This is a genomic window from Flavobacterium subsaxonicum WB 4.1-42 = DSM 21790 (genome assembly GCF_000422725.1).
Lineage (GTDB): Bacteria > Bacteroidota > Bacteroidia > Flavobacteriales > Flavobacteriaceae > Flavobacterium > Flavobacterium subsaxonicum.
Genome location: NZ_AUGP01000017.1, coordinates 136,915 through 161,194, shown reverse-complemented (window position 1 = coordinate 161,194; position 24,280 = coordinate 136,915). Strand labels below are relative to the sequence as shown.

At 41.6% G+C, this 24,280-nt stretch carries 23 protein-coding genes; 13 read left to right on the top strand and 10 right to left on the bottom strand.

Annotated features, from left to right (window positions below; translation table 11 throughout):
* Positions 1–95: 95 nt before the first annotated feature.
* Entirely contained in the window at positions 96–932 is an 837-nt protein-coding gene (locus G509_RS0103505) for a GIN domain-containing protein (RefSeq protein ID WP_035738446.1), read from the bottom strand.
* A 155-nt stretch (positions 933–1,087) separates the two neighbouring features.
* Here G509_RS0103505 and G509_RS0103500 point away from each other — a divergent pair, with 155 nt between their 5' ends.
* The gene (locus tag G509_RS0103500; protein WP_026990257.1) at positions 1,088–4,375 is read left to right on the top strand and encodes a S41 family peptidase; all 3,288 of its coding nucleotides are present in this window, start codon (positions 1,088–1,090) and stop codon (positions 4,373–4,375) included.
* A gap of 79 nt (positions 4,376–4,454) precedes the next feature.
* The gene (locus tag G509_RS0103495) at positions 4,455–4,850 is read left to right on the top strand and encodes a rhodanese-like domain-containing protein (protein WP_026990256.1); all 396 of its coding nucleotides are present in this window, start codon (positions 4,455–4,457) and stop codon (positions 4,848–4,850) included.
* A gap of 48 nt (positions 4,851–4,898) precedes the next feature.
* Here G509_RS0103495 and G509_RS0103490 read toward each other — a convergent pair whose 3' ends face one another.
* The 5 genes from G509_RS0103490 to G509_RS0103470 all read right to left on the bottom strand — a co-directional run bounded on the left by G509_RS0103490 (position 4,899) and on the right by G509_RS0103470 (position 9,237).
* Positions 4,899–5,627 (bottom strand): head GIN domain-containing protein, encoded by a 729-nt coding sequence (locus G509_RS0103490; protein WP_026990255.1) that lies wholly within the window; start codon positions 5,625–5,627, stop codon positions 4,899–4,901.
* A 40-nt stretch (positions 5,628–5,667) separates the two neighbouring features.
* On the bottom strand, positions 5,668–7,461 hold the full coding sequence (locus G509_RS0103485) for a PspC domain-containing protein (protein WP_026990254.1): 1,794 nt from the start codon (positions 7,459–7,461) through the stop codon (positions 5,668–5,670).
* On the bottom strand, positions 7,458–7,796 hold the full coding sequence (locus G509_RS0103480) for a PadR family transcriptional regulator (RefSeq protein ID WP_026990253.1): 339 nt from the start codon (positions 7,794–7,796) through the stop codon (positions 7,458–7,460). Before G509_RS0103480 ends, G509_RS0103485 begins: the two co-directional genes overlap by 4 nt.
* Positions 7,797–7,847: 51 nt before the next feature.
* A complete protein-coding gene (locus G509_RS0103475) occupies positions 7,848–8,615 on the bottom strand; it encodes a GIN domain-containing protein (protein ID WP_026990252.1) in 768 nt (255 codons plus the stop codon).
* Between the two features lie 145 nt (positions 8,616–8,760).
* On the bottom strand, positions 8,761–9,237 hold the full coding sequence (locus G509_RS0103470; protein WP_026990251.1) for a DUF4870 domain-containing protein: 477 nt from the start codon (positions 9,235–9,237) through the stop codon (positions 8,761–8,763).
* A gap of 148 nt (positions 9,238–9,385) precedes the next feature.
* On the opposite strand from G509_RS0103470, the gene G509_RS0103465 reads away from it, so the two are divergent.
* The 8 genes from G509_RS0103465 to G509_RS0103425 all read left to right on the top strand — a co-directional run bounded on the left by G509_RS0103465 (position 9,386) and on the right by G509_RS0103425 (position 17,506).
* Positions 9,386–9,838 carry a DUF4442 domain-containing protein gene (locus G509_RS0103465; RefSeq protein WP_026990250.1) on the top strand — a complete coding sequence of 151 codons (453 nt, stop codon included), beginning with the start codon at positions 9,386–9,388 and terminating at the stop codon, positions 9,836–9,838.
* Between the two features lie 125 nt (positions 9,839–9,963).
* Complete coding sequence (locus G509_RS0103460; protein ID WP_026990249.1) at positions 9,964–10,869, top strand: TIGR01777 family oxidoreductase; 906 nt, start codon at positions 9,964–9,966, stop codon at positions 10,867–10,869.
* A 192-nt stretch (positions 10,870–11,061) separates the two neighbouring features.
* Positions 11,062–11,634 carry a nucleotide exchange factor GrpE gene (locus G509_RS0103455; RefSeq protein WP_394363567.1) on the top strand — a complete coding sequence of 191 codons (573 nt, stop codon included), beginning with the start codon at positions 11,062–11,064 and terminating at the stop codon, positions 11,632–11,634.
* A 26-nt stretch (positions 11,635–11,660) separates the two neighbouring features.
* Complete coding sequence (dnaJ, locus tag G509_RS0103450; protein WP_026990247.1) at positions 11,661–12,791, top strand: molecular chaperone DnaJ; 1,131 nt, start codon at positions 11,661–11,663, stop codon at positions 12,789–12,791.
* A 195-nt stretch (positions 12,792–12,986) separates the two neighbouring features.
* On the top strand, positions 12,987–13,916 hold the full coding sequence (locus G509_RS0103445; RefSeq protein ID WP_026990246.1) for an ABC transporter ATP-binding protein: 930 nt from the start codon (positions 12,987–12,989) through the stop codon (positions 13,914–13,916).
* 1 nt (position 13,917) lies between these two features.
* A complete protein-coding gene (locus tag G509_RS0103440; RefSeq protein WP_026990245.1) occupies positions 13,918–15,216 on the top strand; it encodes an ABC transporter permease in 1,299 nt (432 codons plus the stop codon).
* Between the two features lie 179 nt (positions 15,217–15,395).
* Positions 15,396–17,006: a T9SS type A sorting domain-containing protein gene (locus G509_RS0103430; protein ID WP_026990244.1), complete on the top strand. Its 1,611-nt coding sequence runs from the start codon at positions 15,396–15,398 to the stop codon at positions 17,004–17,006.
* 281 nt (positions 17,007–17,287) lie between these two features.
* Complete coding sequence (locus G509_RS0103425; protein WP_026990243.1) at positions 17,288–17,506, top strand: hypothetical protein; 219 nt, start codon at positions 17,288–17,290, stop codon at positions 17,504–17,506.
* Between the two features lie 75 nt (positions 17,507–17,581).
* On the opposite strand, the gene G509_RS0103420 is transcribed toward G509_RS0103425, so the two are convergent.
* Positions 17,582–18,682, bottom strand: coding sequence for an AI-2E family transporter (locus tag G509_RS0103420; RefSeq protein ID WP_026990242.1), 1,101 nt, complete (start codon positions 18,680–18,682; stop codon positions 17,582–17,584).
* Positions 18,683–19,018: 336 nt separating this feature from the next.
* On the opposite strand from G509_RS0103420, the gene G509_RS0103415 reads away from it, so the two are divergent.
* Together G509_RS0103415 and G509_RS0103410 are read left to right on the top strand one after the other, a co-directional pair.
* Complete coding sequence (locus G509_RS0103415; protein ID WP_026990241.1) at positions 19,019–19,702, top strand: hypothetical protein; 684 nt, start codon at positions 19,019–19,021, stop codon at positions 19,700–19,702.
* Between the two features lie 161 nt (positions 19,703–19,863).
* On the top strand, positions 19,864–20,118 hold the full coding sequence (locus tag G509_RS0103410) for a DUF7218 family protein (protein ID WP_026990240.1): 255 nt from the start codon (positions 19,864–19,866) through the stop codon (positions 20,116–20,118).
* Here the strand turns inward: G509_RS0103410 and G509_RS23615 are convergent.
* The 3 genes from G509_RS23615 to G509_RS0103395 all read right to left on the bottom strand — a co-directional run bounded on the left by G509_RS23615 (position 20,115) and on the right by G509_RS0103395 (position 23,433).
* A complete protein-coding gene (locus G509_RS23615; protein WP_026990239.1) occupies positions 20,115–20,747 on the bottom strand; it encodes a hypothetical protein in 633 nt (210 codons plus the stop codon). The genes G509_RS0103410 and G509_RS23615 overlap by 4 nt on opposite strands.
* Positions 20,748–20,859: 112 nt before the next feature.
* Positions 20,860–22,728, bottom strand: coding sequence for an ABC-F family ATP-binding cassette domain-containing protein (locus G509_RS0103400; protein WP_026990238.1), 1,869 nt, complete (start codon positions 22,726–22,728; stop codon positions 20,860–20,862).
* A gap of 183 nt (positions 22,729–22,911) precedes the next feature.
* Complete coding sequence (locus G509_RS0103395; RefSeq protein WP_026990237.1) at positions 22,912–23,433, bottom strand: DUF4833 domain-containing protein; 522 nt, start codon at positions 23,431–23,433, stop codon at positions 22,912–22,914.
* 256 nt (positions 23,434–23,689) lie between these two features.
* Here G509_RS0103395 and G509_RS21395 point away from each other — a divergent pair, with 256 nt between their 5' ends.
* Positions 23,690–24,241, top strand: a complete 552-nt coding sequence (locus tag G509_RS21395) for a DUF2199 domain-containing protein (RefSeq protein ID WP_035738445.1) — start codon at positions 23,690–23,692, stop codon at positions 24,239–24,241.
* The last annotated feature ends 39 nt before the right edge of the window (positions 24,242–24,280 follow it).

The following is a 24,280-nucleotide window of genomic DNA, read 5'->3' as shown; positions in this document are numbered from 1 at the left end:
TCAAATCCGGCTTTTTTTATGGATTTGGGTCAACAAAAAAGCAGCGCTGATTAGCGCTGCTTTTTTGTGCAATCTCAAAGTCCAAAAGTGAAATATTAAAGCTCTTTTTTATAGATAATGGCACTATCGGCAAACTTTTTCATGGTTACACTTGTAGGTGCCCCGTAAAGTTCAATTTCGGTTTTTCCGGTTACTTCCATGTCTAATGTTTCGGCTACCGTAATGCTGCATTTAGTGTAGCTTTCGGCTACCAGGCTTGCATTTTTAACACTAAATTTCTTGCCGGTAAACACCGCATTGTTGTCTACGCGCAGTTGCATGGCAGCAGCATCGCCCTCTATGGCGGCGGTAGTCTTTTGGTACATATCCATCTTAAGGTTCTGGGTGGCAATCAGTGCTTTAAGGTCGGCATTCTTGCTCAGGTCTATGGTGGTGCTCTCTGCTTTAACGTTAATTTCTGCAGTGGTTTTATCGTTTAGGCTAAGGCTGAAAGAGCCGGCTTTAACATTAAGGAATGATTTAGAGAAGTCAAGGTTTTTGATGGTAATGTCCTCAACCTCAAGCTCTGTAAGCGCGTACAGCATTACCTGGTGCTTAGCAATGATGGACTTAAGCTCGCCCGTATAATTAATACGCACCGTGATTTTTTTGGCGCCGCTAACTTCTTTATTGGTGTAAAGGCGCAGCGTACCCCCATGAATATCAGCCTGTATTACATCGTGCAGGTTGTCGTCGGCTTCAATTTCGAGGCCCTGTTCGGTGCCTTTGGTAAGGTATACCTCAAGGTTGTCTTCAATTTCGAGGCTGTCAAAAGCGGCAACCTCTTTTTTGGCAACGGTAACATTCTTAGAACCCTTAATTTTCTCCCTCTTTTGGGCGAAGGTAACTGCCGTAAATAGCAGTGCGAGCAGCAGTAAGCAGCTTTTTTTCATAATATGTGGCATTTTATTGGTACTGGCAAATATATAAAAAACACCTGCTGAATAAGGCCCTGCAGGCTTATTTCTGTAACATTTAATTAACAATACCGTTGGTTAATTATCGTAAGATAACAATGCTTATATTTGTTACGCAAACACAATTCATTATGAAAAAAATCACCTGTTTACTATTGCTTTTAGCAGGGGGTGGCATATATGCCCAGGTTGCAAAAGCACCCGATGCCGCACCAAAATGGCTGCGTAGTGCCGCTATATCTCCAGACGGATCTTTAATAGCCTTTTCGTACCAGGGCGATATTTTTACCATACCTGCTACTGGCGGCCAGGCAGTTAGGCTCACTATACATGAAGCCTATGACTCTGACCCGGTGTGGAGTAACGATGGCAAGCAGATAGCTTTCTCGTCTACCCGCTACGGCAATAAAGATGTATTTGTAATTCCGGCAAACGGCGGTGTGTCTAAAAGGCTAACCTATTATAGCACAGACGATGTGCCTACTGATTTTAACCCCGCTGGCGATAAAGTTATCTTTACCGCTGCAAGGTTAGATGATGCCGCAAGCTCTATATACCCAACGGCGCTTTTGCCTGAATTATACGAGGTTAGCACGGCAGGCGGCATGGAAAAACGTATTACCGCAGTGCCGGCCGAAATGGCAACTTTTAGTGCCGATGGCAGCAGGATATTCTATCACGACAGAAAAGGTTACGAAGACCCATTCCGTAAGCACCAGACGTCTTCGGTTACGCGAGATTTGTGGATCTATGACATCAAAACCAAAACTTATAGTGAAGTTACTGAGACTAATACCGAAGAGCGTAACCCTGTTTTTGGCAACAATAACGAGTACTACTTTTTAAGTGAAAGAAACGGCACCTTTAATGTTTGGAAGGCAAGCCTTATAAATAATAAAGAGAGCAATGCCCAACAGGTAACCAACTATACCAAGAACCCGGTGCGCTTTTTAAGCCGCGCTAATAATGGTACGCTTTGCTATACCTGGGATGGCGAAATTTATACCCAGACCGATGGCGGCCAGCCTAAAAAAGTAGCTATAAGCATACAGAGTGATGACCGTTATAACGAGAAGGTGGTGGAAACGCTACGTGCTGATGCCGAGGATTTTGCAATCTCTCCTAACGGTAAAGAAGAAGCCTTTATAGCGCACGGCGAGGTATTTGTAGTGAGCACCGAATTCGGCATTACTAAAAGGATTACCGACACGCCTGAGCAGGAGCGTAACATACAATTCAGTCCCGATGGGCGCAGCCTTTTATATTCAGGAGAGCGTGGCGGATGCTGGAATATCTATGAAACCAGCCTTGTAAACAAAGACGATAAGTACTTTTTTGATGCTACACAGTTTAAAGAAACGGCAGTGGTAAGCTCGGGTAAAGAGTCGTTTCAGGCACAATATTCGCCGGATGGCAAAGAAATTGCCTTTTTAGAGGAGCGTACCACGGTTCGTATCAAAAACATAGCAAGCGGTGCGGTGCGTACCGTTTTATCAGGCCAGAAAAATTACTCGTACCAGGATGGCGACCAGTATTTTACGTGGTCGCCTGATAGTAAATGGCTGTTAGTGCCCTACATGGCTTACGAGCGTTGGAATACCGATATTGGCCTTATTAATGTTAACGATGGCAAACCGCCTATTAACCTGAGCCAGAGCGGGTACAACAATCAGATGCCTAAGTTTGGCATGGAGGGCGAAATGGTGTACTGGGCGTCTGACAAAGACGGTTACCGTTCGCACGGCAGCTGGGGGTCTGAAAGCGATGTATATGCTGTGTTCCTTACAGAAAATGCCCAAAAGAAATTTGAGCTGAGCAAAGCCGAATATGCCCTTTGGAAAGAGCAAAGCGATGCCAAAAAAGGTAAAGACGACGATAAAGATAATAAGGATAAGAAAGATAAAAAACGCAAGGATAAAGATAAGGAAGATGATAAAAAAGAGGCAGTTAAGCCGGTTAAAATAGATTTTGAAGGCCTGCAGGACCGTAAGGTTAAGCTAACCATACATTCGTCGAGACTGTCTGATTTTGTGGTAGATAAAGATGCCGAGAACATTTATTACCTAACCCGTTTTGAGGAGGGTACCAACCTGTGGAGGACAAAATTCCGCGAGAAGGAAACCAAGCTGTTTGTAAACCTTAACAGCGAAGATTCTAAAATAGTGCTGGATACTAAAGAAGAGAACATTTACCTTATAGACAAAGGCGGCAGGCTTGTAAAAATTGCCGTTAAAGATGCTAAAAAAGAGCCGGTTAACTTTTCGGCAGAAATGAATTTAAATGAAACTGCCGAACGTGCCTATATGTTTGAGCATGCCTGGAGGCAGTTTAAAAAGAAATTTTACCTGGAAGACCTGCATGGTGTAGACTGGGATTTCTATAAAAATGAGTACGCTAAGTTTTTGCCATACATAAACAACTCGGTAGATTTTGCCGATTTGCTTAGCGAAATGCTGGGCGAGGTTAATGCTTCGCACACGGGTGGCCGCTACAGGCCTGAGCGTAAAGCGGGCAGCGATGCCACGGCGTCGCTTGGGGTATATTTAGATAACAAGTACACCGGCAACGGCGTAAGGATAGTAGAGGTGCTGGATAGGAGCCCGCTGTTTAAAGCCAAGCAAAAAATCAGGGACGGATTTATTATAGAGGCTATAGACGGTACTAAAATTACGCCCGATCAAAACTATTACGCGCTGCTGAACAGGAAAGCTGATAAGAAAGTGCTGGTTAGCTTTTTTGATGACAAAACCGGCAAACGCTGGAACGAGGTTGTAGAGCCTATTACCATTGGCAAAGAAGGCCAACTGGCTTACGACCGCTGGGTTAAAAACAGGGAGAAAGACGTAGACCGCCTGTCGGGTGGTAAACTGGGCTATGTACACGTACAGGGCATGAATTCTGAAAGCTTTAGGGAAGTGTTTGAAAAAGCCCTTGGTAAATATAATGATGCCGATGCCCTTATTGTAGATACCCGTTTTAACGGTGGCGGATGGCTGCACGACGACCTTGCTACCTTTTTGAGTGGAAAGACGTATATGAGCTTTGAACCAAGAGGGCAGAAGAACCTGGGTACAGAGCCGCAGTTTAAATGGCATAAACCATCGGTGGTGCTTATAAGCGAGGGTAACTATAGCGATGCGCACATGTTTCCGTACACCTATAAAGCACTGGGTATTGGCAAGCTGATAGGCATGCCGGTGCCGGGTACGGGCACTGCTGTTTGGTGGGAAAAAATGATAGATGGCAAAACCATCTTCGGGATACCGCAAATAGGCATGCGTACCGTTAACGAGGGCAAGCTGATGGAGAACTTTCAGTTAGAGCCCGATGTTAAGGTTAAGAACGAACCAACACAGTTAAACGCCGGCGAAGACCAGCAACTGGCAAAAGCTGTTGAAGAGCTTTTGAAAAAGAAATAAACCAACGTAAACGGCTGCCTCCAAAGGGTGGCCGTTTGCAATTAGCATCATATTTAATTACAACTAACTACGACACAAAATGGAAGCGCAAATTAAACATTACGAGAACAAACTGGCTTATGAGATAGATGCATCCGACCTTTTTGAGGCGCTGAACAACGGCGAAAAGATTATGCCCCTTGATGCCCGCAAGGCTTTTGGTTTTGAGGTAGAGCACATTCCGAACGCTATAAACCTGCCGCACCGCGAAATGACTGCCGAAAGTACCGCACATTTGGATAAGGATGTTTTATACGTAACTTATTGCGATGGTATTGGCTGTAATGCATCTACCAAAGGCGCTTTAAATATGGCACGCTTAGGCTTTAAAGTAAAAGAATTAATAGGGGGTATACAGTGGTGGAAGTTTGATGGCTATGCCACCGAGGGCACTAATGCTAATAAAGGCGGGGAGAAAATTGAGTGTGCTTGTTGAAATAGTATATAAAAAATGCCCACCATTAAGTGGGCATATTAAATCTTTTTATTGTTTTGAGACAGAGCCTCCGGAGTCTGATGTTGTGCTTATCTTTTTAACAGGGGTAGTAAGATATCGTATAGAGCTACCACTTGATGCATCTGCTGCAAGTTTTTCGGTAGGGTTTACAATAAGGCTGGCACCGCTGCTTGCTTCTGCATCGGCATTAATTGTTTTAAGCTCGCCTGCGTTTAAGGTACTGCCGCTGCTGGCTTCGGCATCAAGGTTTTCTGTAGATCCCAGTAGCTTAACAGTGCCCGAGCTGCTGGTTTCGCAAACAACATCTTTTGCAATAACAGTAACTTCTAACACCCCTGCGCTGTTGGCATTAAGTTTAACCTTATCGGTTTTTAAAACCGTTTTGCCTTTAACCCCTGATCCGCTGTTAGCTTCTATACCGGTAATTTCGGGCAATACAACGGTAATTTTTTTAGATTCGGAATTACCAATATTTACATCGCTGGTAATTTTAAGTTCTGTACCAGAGGCCTCTACCTTAATATGCTGCTGTAGGTTATCATCTGCCTCTACCACCACTGACCTGTTAACGCCCTGTTCTATGTAAACGTCTAATCCGCTCGATGCTGTAACGCTTGTAAACTCTCCGCTAACCGTTCTGGTTTGTTTGGTAACGTTACCGCTACCATCTACCGTTTCCATATTACACGAAGAAAAAAGCAGGGCAACAACCACAGCAATTATGGCTTGGGCTATGTGTACAATAACTTTAATCATGGTATTTATATTTTAATTTGTTGGTTGATCTTTAAAAACCTTACTGCATGTTTTTGGCATCCTTTTCCATCTGCTCAGCCTGTTTTTTCATTTCCTCGGCCTGCACCTTCATTTCTTTAGCCTGTTGCTCGGCCTGTATCTTCATCTCTTCCGCCTGCACTTTCATGTCGGCAGCCTGTTGTTTCAGTTGCTCTTTTATCTGCTCAGTATTGCCTTCGTCGCCGTTATCGCCAAACTGGTTGCCTTCTTCACCTTCAACACAATCCAGGCACTTAACGTTATCTTTAGTCATCTGGTACTTGTGGTCGCCATCAAACCAAAGGTTAAAAAACTCATCGTCGCTCTGGTCGTAATCCTGTAAGCTTTTATCAGGATGAAAGTACGTACCCTCCGGCAGGTATAAAAATATCTCTACACGCTGCTTGCGGTATTTGGCATTGTTGTCTCCGCCGGTAAGCAAATAATTGTCTAAAATTAAGTTATTTCCTTCAATTTTAAAGCCATACTTAATAATTTCTGCCGATTTTCTTGCCTGTTGCAGCGTACCGCCGCTGGCAATGCGCTCTATTTGCAGGTAAGGCTTGGCTTCATCTGTTTTAAGAACAAAAAACTGGACATCGTTACTGTATATAACCTCGTTACCAAGCGAATCCTGCTTAAAGCGGAAGTCGTAATCATGGTGAAGCGATTTTGTAAAGTACTCGTTATACCTAAATTTTACATGAAGTGTATCGGTCCTTGCAAGGTTAATTTCGGTTTTGCTAACCGTTTTTCCCTCGTTGGCAAACTGTGCCGATTGCATAATGCCCAGATAAATACAGGCACTTACAGATACTATCCACAACACAAGCAGCGTATATTTTGTTAAGTTGCCAACCGGCCTTAAATTGTCTGACAGTATTTTTAAACCCAACAGAAATAATGAGAATAGCGGTATTGCCAGGGCAAGAAAGCCCACTATGCCTATAACCCACATAGGTGTATTGGTATAATTCATGCTGTTTACATAAGGGTACCAGGCATCTCCGGCAAGCGATGATGATGTTAGCATGGCCAGCAGACCTACTACCAAAGACCCTAGCATGATAGCACTAAAAATAACAATTAATGCCCCAATAACCTTAGCTATAGCTTTAAGTATGGCCAGTACTGCGGTGCTAACGCCCGTACCCAGCCTTTCGGCACCGGTTTTAACGTTGTGGCCAATTTTATCATAATCTACATTGCCAAACTTATCGGCAAACTGGCTAAACTCTTCCTTAACCTTTTTTTCTATGTTTGAAATATTGATGGGCTCGCCCGTCATTTCCAGTTTTTCGGTAGTTGTAATAGCCTGCGGAATTAATATCCAAAGCAGTATGTATACAAAGGCACTGGTACCAAAGGTTACAAATGGAGATACTATAAACAAGATCCTTACCCACAATGGGTCTATCCTAAAATAGTGGCCAAGGCCTGCGCATACACCACCAATTATGGCTTTATCGGCATCCCTGTAAAACTTTTTAGTCTGCGGGAACGGAAAGGTAAAGTTAGGCGCCTTGTAGCTGCTGTTGGTGCTTGTATCGTCTTCGTCTATACGGTAATCTTCGGGCTGGCCCATAACGGCAATAACGTGGTCTACCTCTGTAACGCTAACTACCTGTTTATCGTTATTAAGCTTTTCAGTAAGCAGTTCTGCAATCCTGCCCTCTATATCACTCATGATCTCGTCTCGGCCATCCGGCGAAAGCGAACGCCTTATGGCATCAAAATAGCGGTTAAGCTTTTGATAGGCGTCTTCATCTATATGAAAAAAGAAACCTCCTAAATTTATACTTACTGTTTTGTTCATGACTGTGCTTTTTGGCTGGTTATTATATTTACTGCATCAGACAGTTCTGTCCAGGTAATGCTTAATTCTTTTAAAAATTCTTTTCCTTCATCGGTTAATCCGTAATACTTTCTGGGCGGCCCCGATGTCGATTCTTCCCAACGGTAGTTTAGCAGGCCGTCGTTTTTTAATCTTGTAAGCAGTGGGTAAACCGTGCCCTCCACAACAAGCAGCTTAGCGTTTTTAAGGGTATCCAGTATTTCTGAAGTATATGCATCTTTTTCTTTTAAAACAGACAGGATGCAGAATTCCAAAACTCCCTTACGCATTTGGGCTTTGGTGTTCTCAATATTCATAAGCTTTCATGTATTTATTTTTAGCGCCGGGTTAGGGCAGTTGTGTGTGTCTTAGTTTAGTGTAAAATTAAAATTATCTCTTTTAACAGCATAGGCATTAGGGCCAAATTCTGTTTTGGCAGGATCGCCGTAGTACGTAATGGCAGACGAGCCATCGGCATTAGCTTTAATGTAAGCATCGGCCCCTATAAATACTGCCGAAGCATTTTTGGCAAACACCTCTACCCAGCTGCAAACAAACTTGCCGGCTTGTAACGATGCGCTGCTGCAATACATATCGGCTGTTTTGGCAGTGCCCGAAAGCCTTATGTAAGCACCACCACGGGCATCGCCTTTAAAGCTATCGGTAATAACTTTGCCCCTAAAGCCTGCGCCACCGGCTACCTTAACCGTGCAGGAGCCTTCTATCTCCATATTGGCAATAAACATAGCGCCCGATGCTACATTAATACTAACCTGCGGCATGTGCAGTGTATCGTAAGATTTTATAATAGCACTGCCTGCTACCTTAAACACGGTTACATTTTTTTGGGTTACATATACCTTTGCAGGCGCTATAACCAATGTTTTGTTGTCTTCGGGCGTTTTCATGTAAATTTTTAATGTGTTGCCTTTGTGCTCTGTAATAATGTTTGCAAAATTAGTGTCGCTGTTGGTTTGTACCGATAGGGCTGCGGTATCGGCCTGTGTAAACACCACCTCTATACCGTTGTTAACTTCAATTTTTGTAACGTCGTACGCCTGTCGCTGCTGGGTTACCTGGGCTTGTGCACCAAGGCTGATGAGGCCTGTAAATGCTGTAATTAATAATAATTTCATAACTGTTCGGTTTTTTTACCCGCCTGCCGGCTTGTGGGTGATTGATTTGATTGATGATGATTCGATGATTGATTGATGACTGAACTCCGCTGGAGTGGGCCTGTTGCCGGCAAACAGGCGGTATTAATGCTGATGAGGCATTTTTTTATTTAATAAATTTTATGGTAAACGGATAATTGCTTTTAATGCCATTGCTGTTTTTTACGGCCGAATAGATGATCAGGAAAAACTCGGCTATCTTCATCACAACAAGTATAAATCCTACAATAGCTGCTATGGCAATAAGGCTTGGAATTTTTTCGGTATCAAAATTTTCTACTACCCAACGGCTGTTGCTTTCTATAACCCAGTCGCTGTTATCTAAAAAGGCAAAATCTACGCTGCTAAACAGGCAATAGATAAAAACCGGAATAGAAATTATTACAATTACTATAGCGTAAATAAATAGGCTTAACTGAAAATTGATGGCCTGTTTGCCATTATAATCTACAAACTCCGATTCGTTTTTTTTGGCGCTCCATATTAAAACAGGGAAAATAAAGTTACCAAACGGAAAAAAGTACTGCGTTAAAGCGCTAAGTTGTAGTAAGGTTGCGGTGGTTTTGTTTGCTGTTGTTTCCATAGTAGAGGCTTATGTCTATTAATATCCTATGCAAATATATGGCTAAAGAAAGGTAGTGTGCAACGCATAGTACTAATATTTAACAAAATATTAACATTTTGAAATGGTACAGATAAAACGTAAATTAGCCTGAAAATCAATTATAAATATGGAATTTACGCCATCTAAACTCAATACATTCCTGCTTTTTAAGCTGCCTTCGGCTTATTTTAGCGGGGTTAGAGTAAAACAAATTTCTACAGAGCAGTGCACCGTAACGGTTAAACATAAATGGATAAACCAAAACCCGTTTAACAGTATGTATTTTGCTGTACAGGCTATGGCGGCAGAACTTAGCACTGGAGCGCTGGTAATGTATCATATAAAAAATAGCGGCAAAAAAATCTCTATGCTGGTAGCTAACAATAAAGGTAACTTTAGCAAAAAAGCACGTGGCAGGATTACGTTTACCTGCACACAGGGCCATCTTATTAAAGAAGCTATAGAGCGCACCGTGGCAACAGGCGAGGGGCAAACCTTCTGGATGAAATCTATTGGGGTTGATGAAAAAGGCGATCAGGTATCTGAAATGGATTTTGAATGGAGCGTTAAGGCTAAATAGTCCTTTTGTGCATAATGTTGTAACAAAAGGGGTAATATGTCATAAACATTAGTTAAAGCTAAGGCGGCTTTACGTTTAATTGGGGCAGGTAAAATAAATTTGCAGCAAATGATAAAGAAGAAGATATGAAAGTTTTAATTACCGGGGCCACGGGGCTTGTAGGGAATGAACTGGTATCGCTGCTGCTAAAGAACGGTATTTACATTAATTACCTTACCACATCTGAAAAAAAAATACAAAACGAAGAAAAATACAAAGGCTTTTTATGGAATCCTGAAAAGGGTGATATAGACTTTAATTGTATTGATGATGTAGATGTTGTAATTCACCTGGCGGGGGCTTCTATCTCTAAAAGGTGGACGCAAAAGTATAAAGAAGAAATTTTAGAAAGCCGTGTTCTTAGTACGCAATTGCTCTACACACTTTTAAAAGGCACAGATAATAAAGTGCACCAGTTTATATGCGCTTCGGCTACGGGTATATACCCAAGCAGTTTAGAGGCAGTATACTCTGAAGAAAGCCCGGAACGCGACCACTCGTTTTTAGGAACGGTAGTGCAAAAATGGGAAGAAGCGGCCGACCAGATTAGCCGCCTGGATATTAGAGTAGCTAAAATACGTACCGGTTTGGTACTATCTGGCAAAGGCGGGGTTTTAAAAGAACTGGCCGGGCCGGTAAAATTTGGCCTTGGTGCCGCTTTTGGCAGTGGCAAGCAAATACAATCGTGGATAAACCTGCGCGATCTGGCAGGTATTTATGTATACGCGCTTAAAAACGAATTGGAAGGTGCCTATAATGCCGTTGCTCCGTATCCGGTTAGCCAGTCGGCGCTGGTTAAAACAATAGCCAAAGTATTAGATAAACCTTATTTTATGCCAAACATCCCTCAGTTTGCCATGCAGCTGGCACTGGGCGAAATGAGCACACTGCTGTTTGATAGCCAGAATGTAAGCGCTAAAAAGATAATAGGAGAGGGATACCAGTTTAAATACCTCTCGCTCGAAAAAGCTATAGAGCATGAATTAAAGTAACCGCCCTAAAGGCGGTTTTTTTATGCTAAAGGTGTAGGTCTATCATCTATTATCTCACTTCTAAATACTCACATCTCAAATCTATCTTCTAAAAAAGAGTGACAATTTGACATTTTCTAACCTTTGGCAATACTTTTGCACATCGCTTTAGCGACCATTAGAGAAACAATGTTTAAGAAAATATTTAAAAGTATGAGCCGGGAACATTCTGAAAATGCCGAAAACGAGCTAACACAGGACGAATTAGTAAATAACACTGAAACTACTGACCAACAGGCAGAACCAACAGAAGGGATACCTACTGCAGAAGGATTATCTGAAGTAGAACAACTGGGTGAGGATCTGGCTAAAGAAAAAGATAAGTTTTTGCGCCTGTTTGCCGAATTTGACAATTATAAGAAAAGAACGTCTAAAGAAAGGATGGACCTGTTTAAAACAGCCAACCAGGAAGTATTGCAGGCCCTTTTGCCTGTAATGGATGATTTTGACAGGGCTTTGATCCAGATATCTAAAAGCGAAGACGCGGCTTTGGTTACAGGTGTAGAGCTTATTTACAATAAGCTTAAAGATACCCTTGTGTCTAAAGGCCTGGAGCAGGTAGACATTAAGGCAGGCGATGCTTTTAATGCCGATTTTGCCGAGGCTATTACACAAATACCTGCACCAACGCCAGAACTTAAAGGTAAGATTGTAGATGTTTTAGAAAAAGGTTATAAGTTGGGCGACAAGATTATACGTTTCCCTAAAGTAGTTTTAGGTAATTAATTAAGTGGTTTAGATACCAAGCCGAGATGAAAAAAGATTATTACGAAATATTAGGTATTGAGAAAGGCGCTACGGCAGAGCAAATTAAAAAGGCTTACCGTAAAAAGGCTATTGAATACCACCCTGACAAAAACCCCGGTAACAAAGAAGCTGAAGAAAAGTTTAAAACTGCAGCCGAAGCTTATGAGATTTTAAGCGATGCCGACAAAAAAGCGCGTTATGACCAATATGGCCATGCTGCTTTTGATGGCGGTAATGGTGGTTTTAACGGCGGCGGGCACCACATGAATATGGATGACATATTTAGCCAGTTTGGCGACATCTTTGGCAATGCCTTTGGCGGCGGCGGAGGTTTTGGCGGTTTTGGTGGCGGTGGCGGCCAGCGCAGGATGAAAGGGAGCAACCTAAGAATTAAAGTAAAGCTTACGCTTGATGAGATTGCTAACGGCGTAGAAAAAAAGGTTAAGGTAAAACGTAAAGTTCAGGCTAAAGGCGTTAGCTACAAAACCTGCCCTACCTGTAATGGTGCGGGCCAGGTAATGAAGGTTACCAACACCATTCTGGGCAGGATGCAAACTGCATCTACCTGCCATAGCTGTGGCGGTACCGGCCAGATAATAGAGTCTAAACCAAGCCAGGCCGATGCACAGGGTATGATAATGGAAGACGAAACGGTATCTATTAAAATACCTGCCGGCGTAGCCGATGGCATGCAACTTAAAGTTAGCAGCAAGGGTAACGATGCTCCGGGTGGCAACAGCGTGCCGGGCGACCTTATTGTGGCTATAGAAGAGGTAGAGCACGAAACGCTTAAGCGCGAGGGCGAAAACCTGCATTTAGACCTGTACATTAGCGTAGCCGAGGCTGCACTGGGTACATCTAAAGATATTGAAACCGTAACCGGTAAGGTTAGGATTAAGTTAGAAGAAGGTATACAAAGCGGCAAAATATTAAGGCTTAAAGGCAAGGGTATACCAAGCCTTAACAGCTATGGCAGCGGCGACCTTTTGGTGCACGTTAACGTGTGGACACCAAAGACGTTAAACAAAGAGCAGCGCCAGTTTTTTGAGAAGTCGCTTACCGATGAAAACTTCATTCCGAAGCCCGAAAAAAGTGAGAAATCTTTTTTTGAAAAAGTTAAGGATATGTTTTCATAATTTAAGAAATTTTTATACATTTGAAATTCACTATGTAAATAGTGAATTTTTCTTTTTCATAGCAATTTTTCCCATTCTTATGCAAATAAGGATGGGTTTTTTTATTTGCGGCAATTTGTGTAATTTTTACTGTAACATTTTACAACTTTTTGCGCCATATAATCTGTATTTTTACAATCACAATTAATCTATTTAATGAAACCAATATTAGAAGTTAAAAACGTTGTAAAGCAGTATGGCGACTACACTGCACTTAACAGCGTTTCGCTAAGCGTTCCGCAGGGCAGCATCTATGGGCTGCTTGGCCCCAATGGTGCCGGTAAAACATCGCTTATACGTATCATCAACCAGATAACCCTGCCCGATAGTGGCGAAATCTTGCTGGATGGCGAAAAACTTGCCCCACACCACGTATCGCAAATTGGCTATATGCCAGAAGAGCGTGGCCTTTACAAGAGTATGAAGGTAGGAGAGCAGGCGTTGTACCTGGCGCAGCTAAAAGGCCTTACCAAGGCCGAAGCTAAAGAACAATTAGAGTATTGGTTTGATAAACTACAGATAAAAGGCTGGTGGAATAAAAAAATACAGGAGCTGTCTAAAGGTATGGCCCAAAAAATACAGTTTGTGGTAACGGTATTGCACCGCCCCAAACTGCTTATTTTGGATGAGCCCTTTAGCGGATTTGACCCCGTTAACGCCAACCTTATAAAAGACGAGATATTAGAACTGCGCGATAAAGGCACCACCGTTATATTTTCTACCCACCGCATGGAGAGTGTTGAGGATATGTGCGACCATATTGCGCTGATACACCAATCTAACAAACTTATAGAAGGCGAGTTGCAGGACGTTAAACGCCGCTACCGTACCAATACGTTCGAGGTGGGTATCGCTCCGCAAAACTTTGAGCATTTGCTGGCAGACATCAGCACAAAATATACTACGCAGCAGGCTACCTTTAAAACGCTCGACGACGAACTTAAGCTTTTGGTATCGCTACCCCAAGGAACGCCATCGCGCGAGCTGCTTAATTATCTTATGCAAAAGGGCGACGTTACCTACTTTATGGAAAAAATACCCAGCGTAAACGACATATTTATACAAACCGTAAGCCAACAAAAATAACATGAGCCTGTCTTTAATCATAAAAAGAGAATTTAACGCCAAGGTGCGCAACAAGTCGTTTATTGTAATGACGTTCCTTAGTCCGCTATTATTTGTGGGCATGGCTTTGCTGGTGGGTTACCTTGCCAGTGTAAATGGCGATGAGGTGGTTAAAATAGCCCTGCACGACCAAAGTGGTGTGCTTGCCAAAGATTTTAAAAACGATAAGAAAACCCATTATACAGATCTTTCATCACTCCCGCTAAATGTAGCTAAAGAAAAAGCCGCCGAAAGCTACGAGGGCCTTATTTATGTGCCTGCCGTAACCGATACCAAAGAGCTGGTGCATAAGGTAGAGTACATTAGCAACGATAGCCCATCGATGGAATTTATTGGCGGTATAGAAGATGTTATAAACGACAAGCTTACCAAGAATAACCTGGCTCAGGCGGGTATCGACTATAAAAAAATAGATGCTGCTAAAACCAATGCCGACATTAAGCTGAGCAAATTTAGTGGCGAAGAAAGCCTTAGATGGCTTAACGAAATTAAAATAGGCATTGGGTTTGCCTTTGGTTACCTTATCATGATGTTTATAATTATATACGGCAACATGGTAATGCGTAGCGTTATAGAAGAAAAAACCAACCGTATTATAGAGATCATTATATCATCTGTTAAACCGTTCCAGTTAATGATGGGCAAGATAATAGGTACCTCTATGGCAGGTTTGTTACAGTTTTTAATCTGGGCAATATTGGGCGGCGTGCTGTTATTTGTGGCGGCTAATGTATTTGGGCTTCAGGTAGGGGCAAGTGGTGCGGTTACGGCCGAAGCCATGCAGGCCAATACCGGTAAAATGGCCGAAATGCAAAGCTACCTTGGCGAAATTTATCAACTGCCGTGGGCAACCATGCTTATATCGTTCCTGTTGTTTTTTATTGGCGGGTTCTTTTTATACAGCTCTATCTATGCCTCTATTGGTGCCGCGGTAGATAGCGAGACCGATTCTCAGCAATTCCTACTGCCTATAATCCTTCCACTTATGCTTGGGGTATATGTAGGTTTCTTTACCGTTATAAACGACCCTCACGGTACCGTAGCTACTATTTTTAGCATGATTCCGCTAACATCGCCAATTGTAATGATGATGAGGCTGCCATTTGGCGTTCCGTTATGGGAAATAGCATTATCTATGACAATATTATTCCTTACCTTTTTTGGAGTGGTATGGTTTGCCGCAAAAATTTACCGCATAGGTATACTTATGTACGGCAAAAAGCCAACCTACAAAGAGTTGTTTAAATGGCTTAAGTATTAAAAAAGCATCTTAAAAATAAATATCAAAAAGGATATATAACTCAGGTTGTATATCCTTTTTTCTTTTAAAATTATCATATACAGCAATATAATAATATGATAATAGTTAAATTATTGAGATATGGTGTAGGGTAAATGCCTGTAAGGTTGTTTATTACTCAACAAACCAACCAATATCTTATGAAAAAAAATTACCTTACTTATGCCTTTGGGGCATTTCTGTTATTTCAATATACTGCTTTTGCCCAACAACCGGGCAGTTTAGATCAAACTTTTGGTACCGGTGGCAAAGTTACTTACAACGCCGAGCATCCCTCTACAAACGGAGCCAGGATAAAATTACTGCCCAATGGTAAATTGCTCAGTGCCGGATATTCTAATATTCCTGATAGTGGATCGGACAGTGATTTGTTACTGATGCAGTTTAACGCAGATGGTAGCATAGATACCGAATTTGGCGATAATGGCAGTACCTTATTTGATAAGGATAACAGGTACGAAGAGGCTCTGGCAATATGCCTTGTGGGCGAAAAATCGCTTGTTGCAATAAATATGTTTGGCAGCGGAGTGTTAGAGGCCGGCTTTGTAAGGTTTAATGCCGATGGAAGCATAGATACTACATTTGGTACTAATGGCTATGCTGCCCACAGTATTGAAGGCAAGCACCTGCTTATTGCAGATATGGTTACATTGCCCGACGGAAAGATATTAGCCGTTGGCGATGCTATAAATGCCAGTATGGACCCCAACAGGCATTGGTTTGTAGGGAGGTACAACGCCGATATGACTCCTGATACTACTTTTGGCAACGGTTTAGGCTATTGGATAGACCCTGTAGAAGGGGGTACCCACGTTGTTACCGGCCTTGCCGTTAATAATGATGGCAAAATTATAGTTGCAGGCCAAAGGCCACAGTTGGTGTGGGATGCTTTTGCCATAATGCAGTTTAACAGCGATGGCACCGTAGATACGGCATTTGGTAATGAGGGTACTACGATGTTTAACTTTGATACTTTTGTTGATTACCTGCACGGCATAAGCTTACAGGAAGATGGTAAAATTGTATTGGGCGGGTGGACAACCAATTTAGTGAACATATATCACGGGGGCGATTTTTGCGTTGCCCGCTTAAATATTGATGGGTCATTAGATAATAGCTTTGGCACTAATGGCAAGGCAGTTTATGATATGGGCCTGGAGCCGCACGAATTTGCTTTGGATGTTTTAGTTCGTAAAAACGGCAAAATGGTGCTTGGTGGCTCTATGGTAATAAATGGTCAGCCAGATATGGGACTATTATTTTTAAACAGTGATGGATCTCCCGATACTACTTTTGGGCCTGATGGGCGCGTTTCTACTAACTTTGATAATGGGCCGGAAGAAGGCTTTTCTGAGTCAATTTTTGTTTTGGAAGAGCAGCCTGACGGTAAGATAATTGCATCGGGCAAAACGGCTATAAGCAGCGTTGCGTACAGCACCCTGGCGCGTTATAATGTAGAGCAGCCAACTGCATCTGTACAGCAGCAGGAGCTTGATAAGTCTGTAAATGTATACCCTAACCCGGTTAGTAATGTGCTGTATATTAAATTTAATCTGCCGCAAGAGCAGGATGCGCAAATAAAACTGTATAATATAAACGGACAGGAAATAGCAACCGATTATTCCGGAGCAAAAGTTTCGGTTTATAACAATACTATTGCCCTTAATAACTTTGCGGCATTAGCTAACGGTATTTATTTGGTGCAGGTAATGGCAGGCAATATCACCCAAACGTATAAGGTAGTTAAGTAACTAAGGTAAATAGATATTAAAATGCCGCATTATTAAACAATGCGGCATTTTTTAAATCGGTTATTTAATATGTAGATAATTATAAAGTCAGTTTACAATGTAAATTTATGGGGTAATAGTGTAATTGTTCTGTTTTTAAGAGAGTTATATTTGTTGTGTGTATTGGTTCTTACTCATCTGTAAGTAAGACTGGTAATAATAATTTAAATATTTATATCGCTCCTAAGTGTTTCGGCTTAAATATTGCAACAACAAATTCCTCACACCAAAATCAGGCATTTATGAAACTATTTTGTTTTCTGGCTTCCGTAGCCGGGTTCTTTGTCACCCTTTATTTTTTTGTGAGAAGCTTATTTAGCCTTACCGAATTAAACGATTACATTTTTACCACAATGTATGCCGTACTAATGCTTATGTGTTTGTTAGGTATTGCTATTTACAAAGACAGCCTGCCCCATAGTACCAGAAAATTAAAACGCCATGTGGTAAAAAGGGCTTAGTATAGTTTGCAGTGTTCAGTCGCAGTTTTCAGTCAACGTGAAACTCCAAACTCTCAACCCTCAACTCATAACCCATTACGCAACCGGCGGCAGTTCTTCATCAGCAGGAATATCTTTCTGCGTTTCGGCAAGGGAGTCCTCACCCAAAACCATTCCCCACGGCTTAAGGCCTTCTACACGGTCAAAAATTACTTTAGCAATAGCCAGTACCGGTATAGAAAGGAACATGCCTGTTATACCCCATATCATTTCGCCCAACACCAACCCTATAACGGCGGCAAGGGTGTTTATCTTTACTTTAGAGCCTACAATTTTCGGCATTATATAGTTGCTGTCTACCAGGTGAATGCATATTAACGCAGCCGCTACAAACAGCACGTGGCTGGTATCGGCAGTAGCAAAGGTTACAAGGACCGACATTACCATTGATATAAAAATACCTATGTAAGGTATAATGTTTAAAATGCCTGTTAGTAATCCTAAGAGAAAGGCATACTTAATTCCTAACAAAGTAAATACAATGCAGCTAAGCGTGGCTACAATAGCCATTTGAAGCAGTAGTCCTAATATATATTTACGGATAATGTATTGTATGCGCGCAACAACCTCGTAAACAACCGGGCTGTGGTCTTTATGGAATAATGCCAATATAAAACGCAACAGCAGGCTGCGGTGCATTAGTAAAAAGAAGGTATACAAAAATATAAATACCGTAAATAGCAGCGATGAGGATAGCGATAGTAGCGTTACCCCAATTATGGCAGTACCCTTACCCAGAGCGCTTTCGGCGGTGCTGTTAATGTATTCGGTTTGTTGTTTGTTATTGATGTTGAAGGATTGTGCTATCCAGTCCTGCAGGGCGTCGAGCGAATCCATAAGTTGTTTTTCGAAAGCGGGAATGTCTTCGGCGAAGGCCGAAAGCTGGCTTCCTAACAGTACCATGATGCCGCTGATGGCCCCAATTAATAATATAAGTACAAAAAACGACGATAATCCACGCGAAAACCTAAGCTTGCGTTCCAGTAAGTTGGCAAATGGTATAAGCAGCATGGCAAACAATACGGCCAGTATAAGCGGGGCAAGTAGTGTTTTGCCTTCAATTGCTAAAAAGCCCAATCCTAAGATACAGATGGTTATGTGGGCCAGTTTGGTGTAGAAAGGGGTAGCTTTTATCATGCAGCGTGTTAGGTAAGTTCCCAAAGCTACTATTTAATTATCATATATAGAATAGCCATTGGCAAACTGTTAAGGAATTTTGGGTTATGGGTTAAGAGTTTTGAGTTGTGGGTTAAGAGTTGTGGGTTAGGGGTCAGGATTGCGGGTTTGAAGGCAACCCTTAAACCCCAAACTCCAAACCCGTAACTACTTCGCTGTGTTAACAAGTTCATAAAATTCTTAAAAATATCACAAGTGTATTAAAGTATTCTTAATAATTTAATTCAAATTTTGATATATGATGAAATGTAAGCTAATTTTGGTTAATCTAAAAGTAACATTAAATACAAAACAACCATGAGAAATTTCAAATTAGCATTAGGAGCTGTTATAGTAGCAGCGGGTTTTGCGTCTTGTAAAGACGAGGCAAAAATGACTGCCGAAAAACATGTAGATCATTATGTAGTATTTGTAGACTCTGTAAACAGCCTTGATGCTCAAGAGCGTGCTGCTAACTGGGCTGCTATACAAGCTGAATATGAAATGAGGACTGCCGAGGCTGAAGCTGCTCTTGCAACTTTAGAGAACGAAGCTAAAGCACAAGAACGTATAACTGAAAGCAAATCTAAATACGAAGGTGTTAAAACACAGGCTGAAAGCGAAGCTAAAGCTAAAATGGAAGCTGAAGCCACTCCTGCTCCTGCAGGTACAGGTTCTTTAGCTGATGCATTTTTTGGCCCTGGCGTAGTTGTTGGTAACGACATGAAGTTTGCATGGGTTAACAAAGACAACATTTTAAGTGTATACCAAAAATTTGTTGATACATTTAACGCTAACAAAGACAACTACTCAAGACAGGATTTTGATAAAATTAAAGCGTATTACGAAGCGCTTGATACAAGAAAAAATACTGTAGAAAAAGAAGGTTTATCTGGTGAGGATAACCGTAAAATTGCAGCCCTTAAATTAGGTTTTGCGCCTAAATTTAAATGGGAGCGTATGACAGCTAAAAGCGACGAGAACGCTAAAGCTAAAGAATAAGCACTAAAAATAAAGGTTTTTTATAAATTTGTGAGAAGGGCAAGCCGAAAGGTTTGCCCTTTTTTTGGCTTTTTATTGAGTTTGTTTTAACCGGTGGTTAACGTTGGGCTATTAATACTATTGGTAACTTTATGTTATTAAACCAATTAAAAATTAAAGTTATGCCAGGTAAAAAATCACCCGGGCCACAGGTTAAAGATAACGACCAGTATGAGGCCCTGCGAGACAAAGGCTATAGCAAACAAAAATCTGCAAGGATAGCCAACAGCAAAGGCGCCGAACACAGGGGCGGCAAAGCCAAAGCTTATGAAGACCAAACCAAGCAACAGCTTTATGATGATGCTAAAAAAGTTGGTATAGAGGGGCGCTCTAAAATGACTAAAGCCGAGCTGATGAAGGCTTTAAGGTCTAATTAATGCAACAATCCCCAGAGGTTGCGGATGCCCAGAACAGCATCTAAAACTATAGATCTATATGGGCGGATGATAAAATGTTGTTTTGTTTGTTCGCGCCTAAAAAATACAAGGCCTAAATGATACGTGTCTACAGTTACCGTAACATTTGGGTCTTTTTTTATGGTTTCCCAGGCGGCTTCCATTTTGGGTGTTGCATGTATGTTAGCTAAAACGCATACGCTGTTGTTGTTAACATCGGGCAGCAGCCTTTCAAACTCCGGTTGTATCGAAGCTGTATCGGTACCGGTAAGAAAAGCTAAGTCTACACCTCCGGGAACGGGTACCATGGTAGAGTAAAACCATATCTTGGCGTTTATTTCTTCGGCGGCAGCGCGTATGGTGTCGGTGGCGGCAGGGGCTTCATCGCCTAAAACCAACAGCTTGTATGCTTTAAAGTAGAGTATTGTTTTAAACAGCGTGTAAAGTGCCTGTTTGTTTAAGCCAATGTCTGAATTGTATTTTAGGCCTGATGCTATAAACTGCCTCTTATAAAAACCTTTTGTAACCAAATTAAATACAAATGGCGAATGCACACCATGCGCATTTACAGAGTTATAAAGAAATTTTAGGTAGTTTTTATTTTGAGGCATAGTTGTAAAATACAAGTTTCGAATTTAGTCAAAAAAAGTAAACCGTAAAATTGTTATTTTACGGTTTATATTATTATAGGTACTGCCTACTGAGACTGCGACTAAAAACTGCTTATTCCAGTTTTGCGCTAAGCTCAAACCAGCGCTCAGTAGTTTCGTCAAGCTGTTTTAATATCTTTTCAAGATCGGTAGCTTTTTTGGCAATATCGGCATCTGCAATGGTACCATCGGCAAATTGCTTTTCTATGGTTGCTTTTTCGCGCTCCAGGTCTTTAATGTCTTTCTCTATTTTAGAAAATTCTTTTTGCTCGTTAAAGGTAAGTCCGGCCTTTACGTTGTTCTTTTTCCACTCCTTTTTATTGTCGCCGCCCACGGTATTTAGTTCAGCTTTAGTAGGTTCAGAACTGTCTTCGTAGCTACGGAAGTCGCTGTAGTTACCGGGGAAATCTTCAATAACGCCTTCGCCCCTAAATACAAACAGGTGGTCTACAATCTTATCCATAAAATATCTGTCGTGGCTAACCACAAGCAGGCACCCCGGATAGTCTAACAAAAAGCTTTCCAGTACGTTAAGGGTAACAATGTCAAGGTCGTTGGTAGGCTCATCGAGGATTAGGAAATTCGGATTCTGAATTAATACCGTGCACAGGTACAGCCTTTTAAGTTCGCCACCGCTTAATCGCTCAACAAAATCGTATTGTTTTTTACGGTCGAATAAAAAGCGCTCCAAAAGCTGTGCAGCCGATATGGTCCTGCCCTTAGAAAGCGGAATGTATTCGCCATACTCCTTAATAATGTCTATAACCTTTTGCTCCGGCTTAGGATTAATACCGCTTTGGGTGTAGTAACCAATTTTAATAGTATCGCCAATAACCACTTTACCGCTGTCTACCGGTATGGTTTCGGTAATCATGTTCAGAAAGGTCGATTTACCCGTACCGTTCTTACCGATGATTCCAATACGCTCGCCACGTTTAAAGTTAAAGCTAAAGTTGTCCAGTATAGCCTTGTCGCCAAAATTCTTGCTAATGTTGTGTAGTTCAACAATTTTGCTGCCCATACGCTCCATGTTAATCTCCAGCTCAACCACATGCTCCTTACGGCGGCTCTGTGCTTTTTCCTGAATAACATAAAAGTCGTCCTGGCGCGATTTACTCTTGGTAGTACGCGCTTTAGGTTGGCGTCGCATCCAGGATAACTCCTTAACAAACAGGTTCTGGGCCTTGTCTATACTGGCGTTTTCGGCAGCAATGCGCTCTTCTTTTTTCTGTAGGTAATACGAGTAGTTACCTTTATACTGGTACAGCTTACCGTTATCCAGTTCTATAATTTCGTTACAAACGCGCTCTAAGAAAAAGCGGTCGTGAGTAACCATAAATAGCGTAATGTTTTCTTTGGCAAAGTAATTTTCCAGCCACTCAATCATCTCAAGGTCAAGGTGGTTGGTAGGCTCATCCAGAATAAGCAAATCGGGCTTATTGATAAGGATGATAGCCAATGCAAGGCGTTTTTTCTGGCCCCCCGAAAGATTTTTAACCTTAAGTTTCAGGTCTTCCATCTTAAGCTTGGTCAGGATCATTTTATACTGGGTTTCAAAATCCCAGGCATTATGCAGCTCCATGCGCTCAAAAGCCTTTTGGTAGGCAACCTCGTCTTCGGGGTTTTCAAGCGCCTTTTCATAAGCCTCAATAACGTGTAATATTTCACTATCGGATGCGAAGATACTCTCTTCAATGGTCAGTTCCGGGTTCAGGTTAGGTTCCTGAGAAAGGAACTCCATTTTAATTTCTTTACGAAGAACTACCTGTCCGGTATCGGGTGTATCATCACCATTAATAATTTTAAGGATGCTGGTTTTGCCGCTGCCGTTTTTTGCTACAAAAGCAATTTTCTGGTCTTTGTTAATGCCGAAAGAAATGTTCTCGAAAAGCGTACGCTCGCCAAAAGACTTGGATATATTTTCTACTGAAAGGTAATTCACGCTATAATTTTTTGCAAAAATAGGTTTTTTGTTTCAGGTATGCGCTTTATATGTTGTTTTCAGGGCGAATAAGTGTTTGTTTTGGAGGCTATACCACAAAGATTTGCATATTAGTTACGATTTGATGTGTAGCAGGCTATCAGCAATCGCTGCAAACTGCGACTGAATATTGCAAACTGAACACTACTCCTTAACCACCAGCCGTTCGCAAACCTCTTTACCGGTTGCTATATTCTTGCCGTAAAAGTCGATGGTTTTTACCGATGTACCAATTTTGTTGCACGATAAAAACATTTTGCGCAGTATCAGTTCTTTACCGTTTACAATTACAGTAACATAAGGCGTACCGTCTGCCTTAAATTTTAAGGTAAGCGATTTTGCGGCGTAAGACACCAGCTTAAACTCTACCATAGAGCTGCTTTTCTTTAAAATGTCTATGCCGTAGGCCATTTTACGCTGTATGCTGCTCAGCTCTTCTCTAATGCCCCCTTTGGTGTATGTAATGCGGTAAATTTTTATAGGCTCTGTGGCGTGCAGCTGCTTGGGCTTTATAAAGTTAGCATCGTACACAAAAGTGTTGTGGCTGTTGCTGTGCTGAATGTAAAACAACCTGTTGGCCTCAAGCTTTGGTTCCGGGTAGCCCTCCTGTGCGCAGAGGCCGGCTGCGGTAAGCAAAAACAGTATAAGGTAAAGGTGTTTTTTCATTTAACAATTTGATAATTATAAATATAGATAAAAAAAGTTACAAATTGCTATAGGGCTAAAAAGTTTAGGAGCGAAAAGTTAGCGCATAGTCAGCATTGGCATTTCCCGCTTTGCACTTTATCCCTCCATTGCATTACGGGGATGCCGCTTCAATCGGGGCTACAGAGCGCGGGTATGGCGTATTTGATAGTATCATATGATACTATCATGCTGTCATCATTAAAAATATTTGTCTATTTTTAGGCAAAAATCGGCCATGCTAAATCATTTCAAAAAACTATTTACATCAAAAAAAGATACATCCGTATACACCTGTAGTAGTTGTGGCAAGCAGCATGATAATTGGCCGGCAATAGGTTATAATGAGCCGCATTATTATTCGGCATTATCAAATGAAGAAAAAACTACAATTGCACAACTGTCATCTGACTTTTGTGAAATACAGTATCCGGATGAAACCAGCAGGTTTATAAGGGCAACTCTTGATTTGTTTGTTGATGATAATTGCGAAGACTTAAATTATGGTTTGTGGGTTTCGTTGAGCGAAAAAAGCTTTGATGATTATAAAGCCAATTTTAATAACCCCAATTACGAGGGGGTGTATTTTGGATGGATAAGCAATACGTTAGAAGGTTATAAAGATTCATTGAGTATTCCTACAGATGTAAAATGCAGAACGGGCGGCAGTAGGCCGGAGGTTATTCCGCATCACGACTTTGACCATCCTTTAGTAAGAGATTATTATAATGGCATTAGTAAAGCAGTAGCACAGCAAAGGATTAATGATATTATTAACAACAATTCCTGATAGATTCACTATTTTTGAATGTAGTCTAATTCGGATAGC

What these genes read in the sequence shown, in the direction of transcription:
- G509_RS0103460 (WP_026990249.1), top strand. Translation starts at nt 9,964, where the DNA reads ATGAAAGTTTTAATTACCGGGGCCACGGGGCTTGTAGGGAATGAACTG.
- G509_RS0103455 (WP_394363567.1), top strand. Translation starts at nt 11,062, where the DNA reads ATGAGCCGGGAACATTCTGAAAATGCCGAAAACGAGCTAACACAGGAC.
- G509_RS21395 (WP_035738445.1), top strand. Translation starts at nt 23,690, where the DNA reads ATGCTAAATCATTTCAAAAAACTATTTACATCAAAAAAAGATACATCC.
- dnaJ (WP_026990247.1), top strand. Translation starts at nt 11,661, where the DNA reads ATGAAAAAAGATTATTACGAAATATTAGGTATTGAGAAAGGCGCTACG.
- G509_RS0103420 (WP_026990242.1), bottom strand. Translation starts at nt 18,682, where the DNA reads ATGATAAAAGCTACCCCTTTCTACACCAAACTGGCCCACATAACCATC.
- G509_RS0103500 (WP_026990257.1), top strand. Translation starts at nt 1,088, where the DNA reads ATGAAAAAAATCACCTGTTTACTATTGCTTTTAGCAGGGGGTGGCATA.
- G509_RS0103470 (WP_026990251.1), bottom strand. Translation starts at nt 9,237, where the DNA reads ATGGAAACAACAGCAAACAAAACCACCGCAACCTTACTACAACTTAGC.
- G509_RS0103475 (WP_026990252.1), bottom strand. Translation starts at nt 8,615, where the DNA reads ATGAAATTATTATTAATTACAGCATTTACAGGCCTCATCAGCCTTGGT.
- G509_RS0103430 (WP_026990244.1), top strand. Translation starts at nt 15,396, where the DNA reads ATGAAAAAAAATTACCTTACTTATGCCTTTGGGGCATTTCTGTTATTT.
- G509_RS0103410 (WP_026990240.1), top strand. Translation starts at nt 19,864, where the DNA reads ATGCCAGGTAAAAAATCACCCGGGCCACAGGTTAAAGATAACGACCAG.
- G509_RS0103490 (WP_026990255.1), bottom strand. Translation starts at nt 5,627, where the DNA reads ATGATTAAAGTTATTGTACACATAGCCCAAGCCATAATTGCTGTGGTT.
- G509_RS0103495 (WP_026990256.1), top strand. Translation starts at nt 4,455, where the DNA reads ATGGAAGCGCAAATTAAACATTACGAGAACAAACTGGCTTATGAGATA.
- G509_RS23615 (WP_026990239.1), bottom strand. Translation starts at nt 20,747, where the DNA reads ATGCCTCAAAATAAAAACTACCTAAAATTTCTTTATAACTCTGTAAAT.
- G509_RS0103440 (WP_026990245.1), top strand. Translation starts at nt 13,918, where the DNA reads ATGAGCCTGTCTTTAATCATAAAAAGAGAATTTAACGCCAAGGTGCGC.
- G509_RS0103445 (WP_026990246.1), top strand. Translation starts at nt 12,987, where the DNA reads ATGAAACCAATATTAGAAGTTAAAAACGTTGTAAAGCAGTATGGCGAC.
- G509_RS0103395 (WP_026990237.1), bottom strand. Translation starts at nt 23,433, where the DNA reads ATGAAAAAACACCTTTACCTTATACTGTTTTTGCTTACCGCAGCCGGC.
- G509_RS0103425 (WP_026990243.1), top strand. Translation starts at nt 17,288, where the DNA reads ATGAAACTATTTTGTTTTCTGGCTTCCGTAGCCGGGTTCTTTGTCACC.
- G509_RS0103485 (WP_026990254.1), bottom strand. Translation starts at nt 7,461, where the DNA reads ATGAACAAAACAGTAAGTATAAATTTAGGAGGTTTCTTTTTTCATATA.
- G509_RS0103505 (WP_035738446.1), bottom strand. Translation starts at nt 932, where the DNA reads ATGAAAAAAAGCTGCTTACTGCTGCTCGCACTGCTATTTACGGCAGTT.
- G509_RS0103480 (WP_026990253.1), bottom strand. Translation starts at nt 7,796, where the DNA reads ATGAATATTGAGAACACCAAAGCCCAAATGCGTAAGGGAGTTTTGGAA.
- G509_RS0103465 (WP_026990250.1), top strand. Translation starts at nt 9,386, where the DNA reads ATGGAATTTACGCCATCTAAACTCAATACATTCCTGCTTTTTAAGCTG.
- G509_RS0103415 (WP_026990241.1), top strand. Translation starts at nt 19,019, where the DNA reads ATGAGAAATTTCAAATTAGCATTAGGAGCTGTTATAGTAGCAGCGGGT.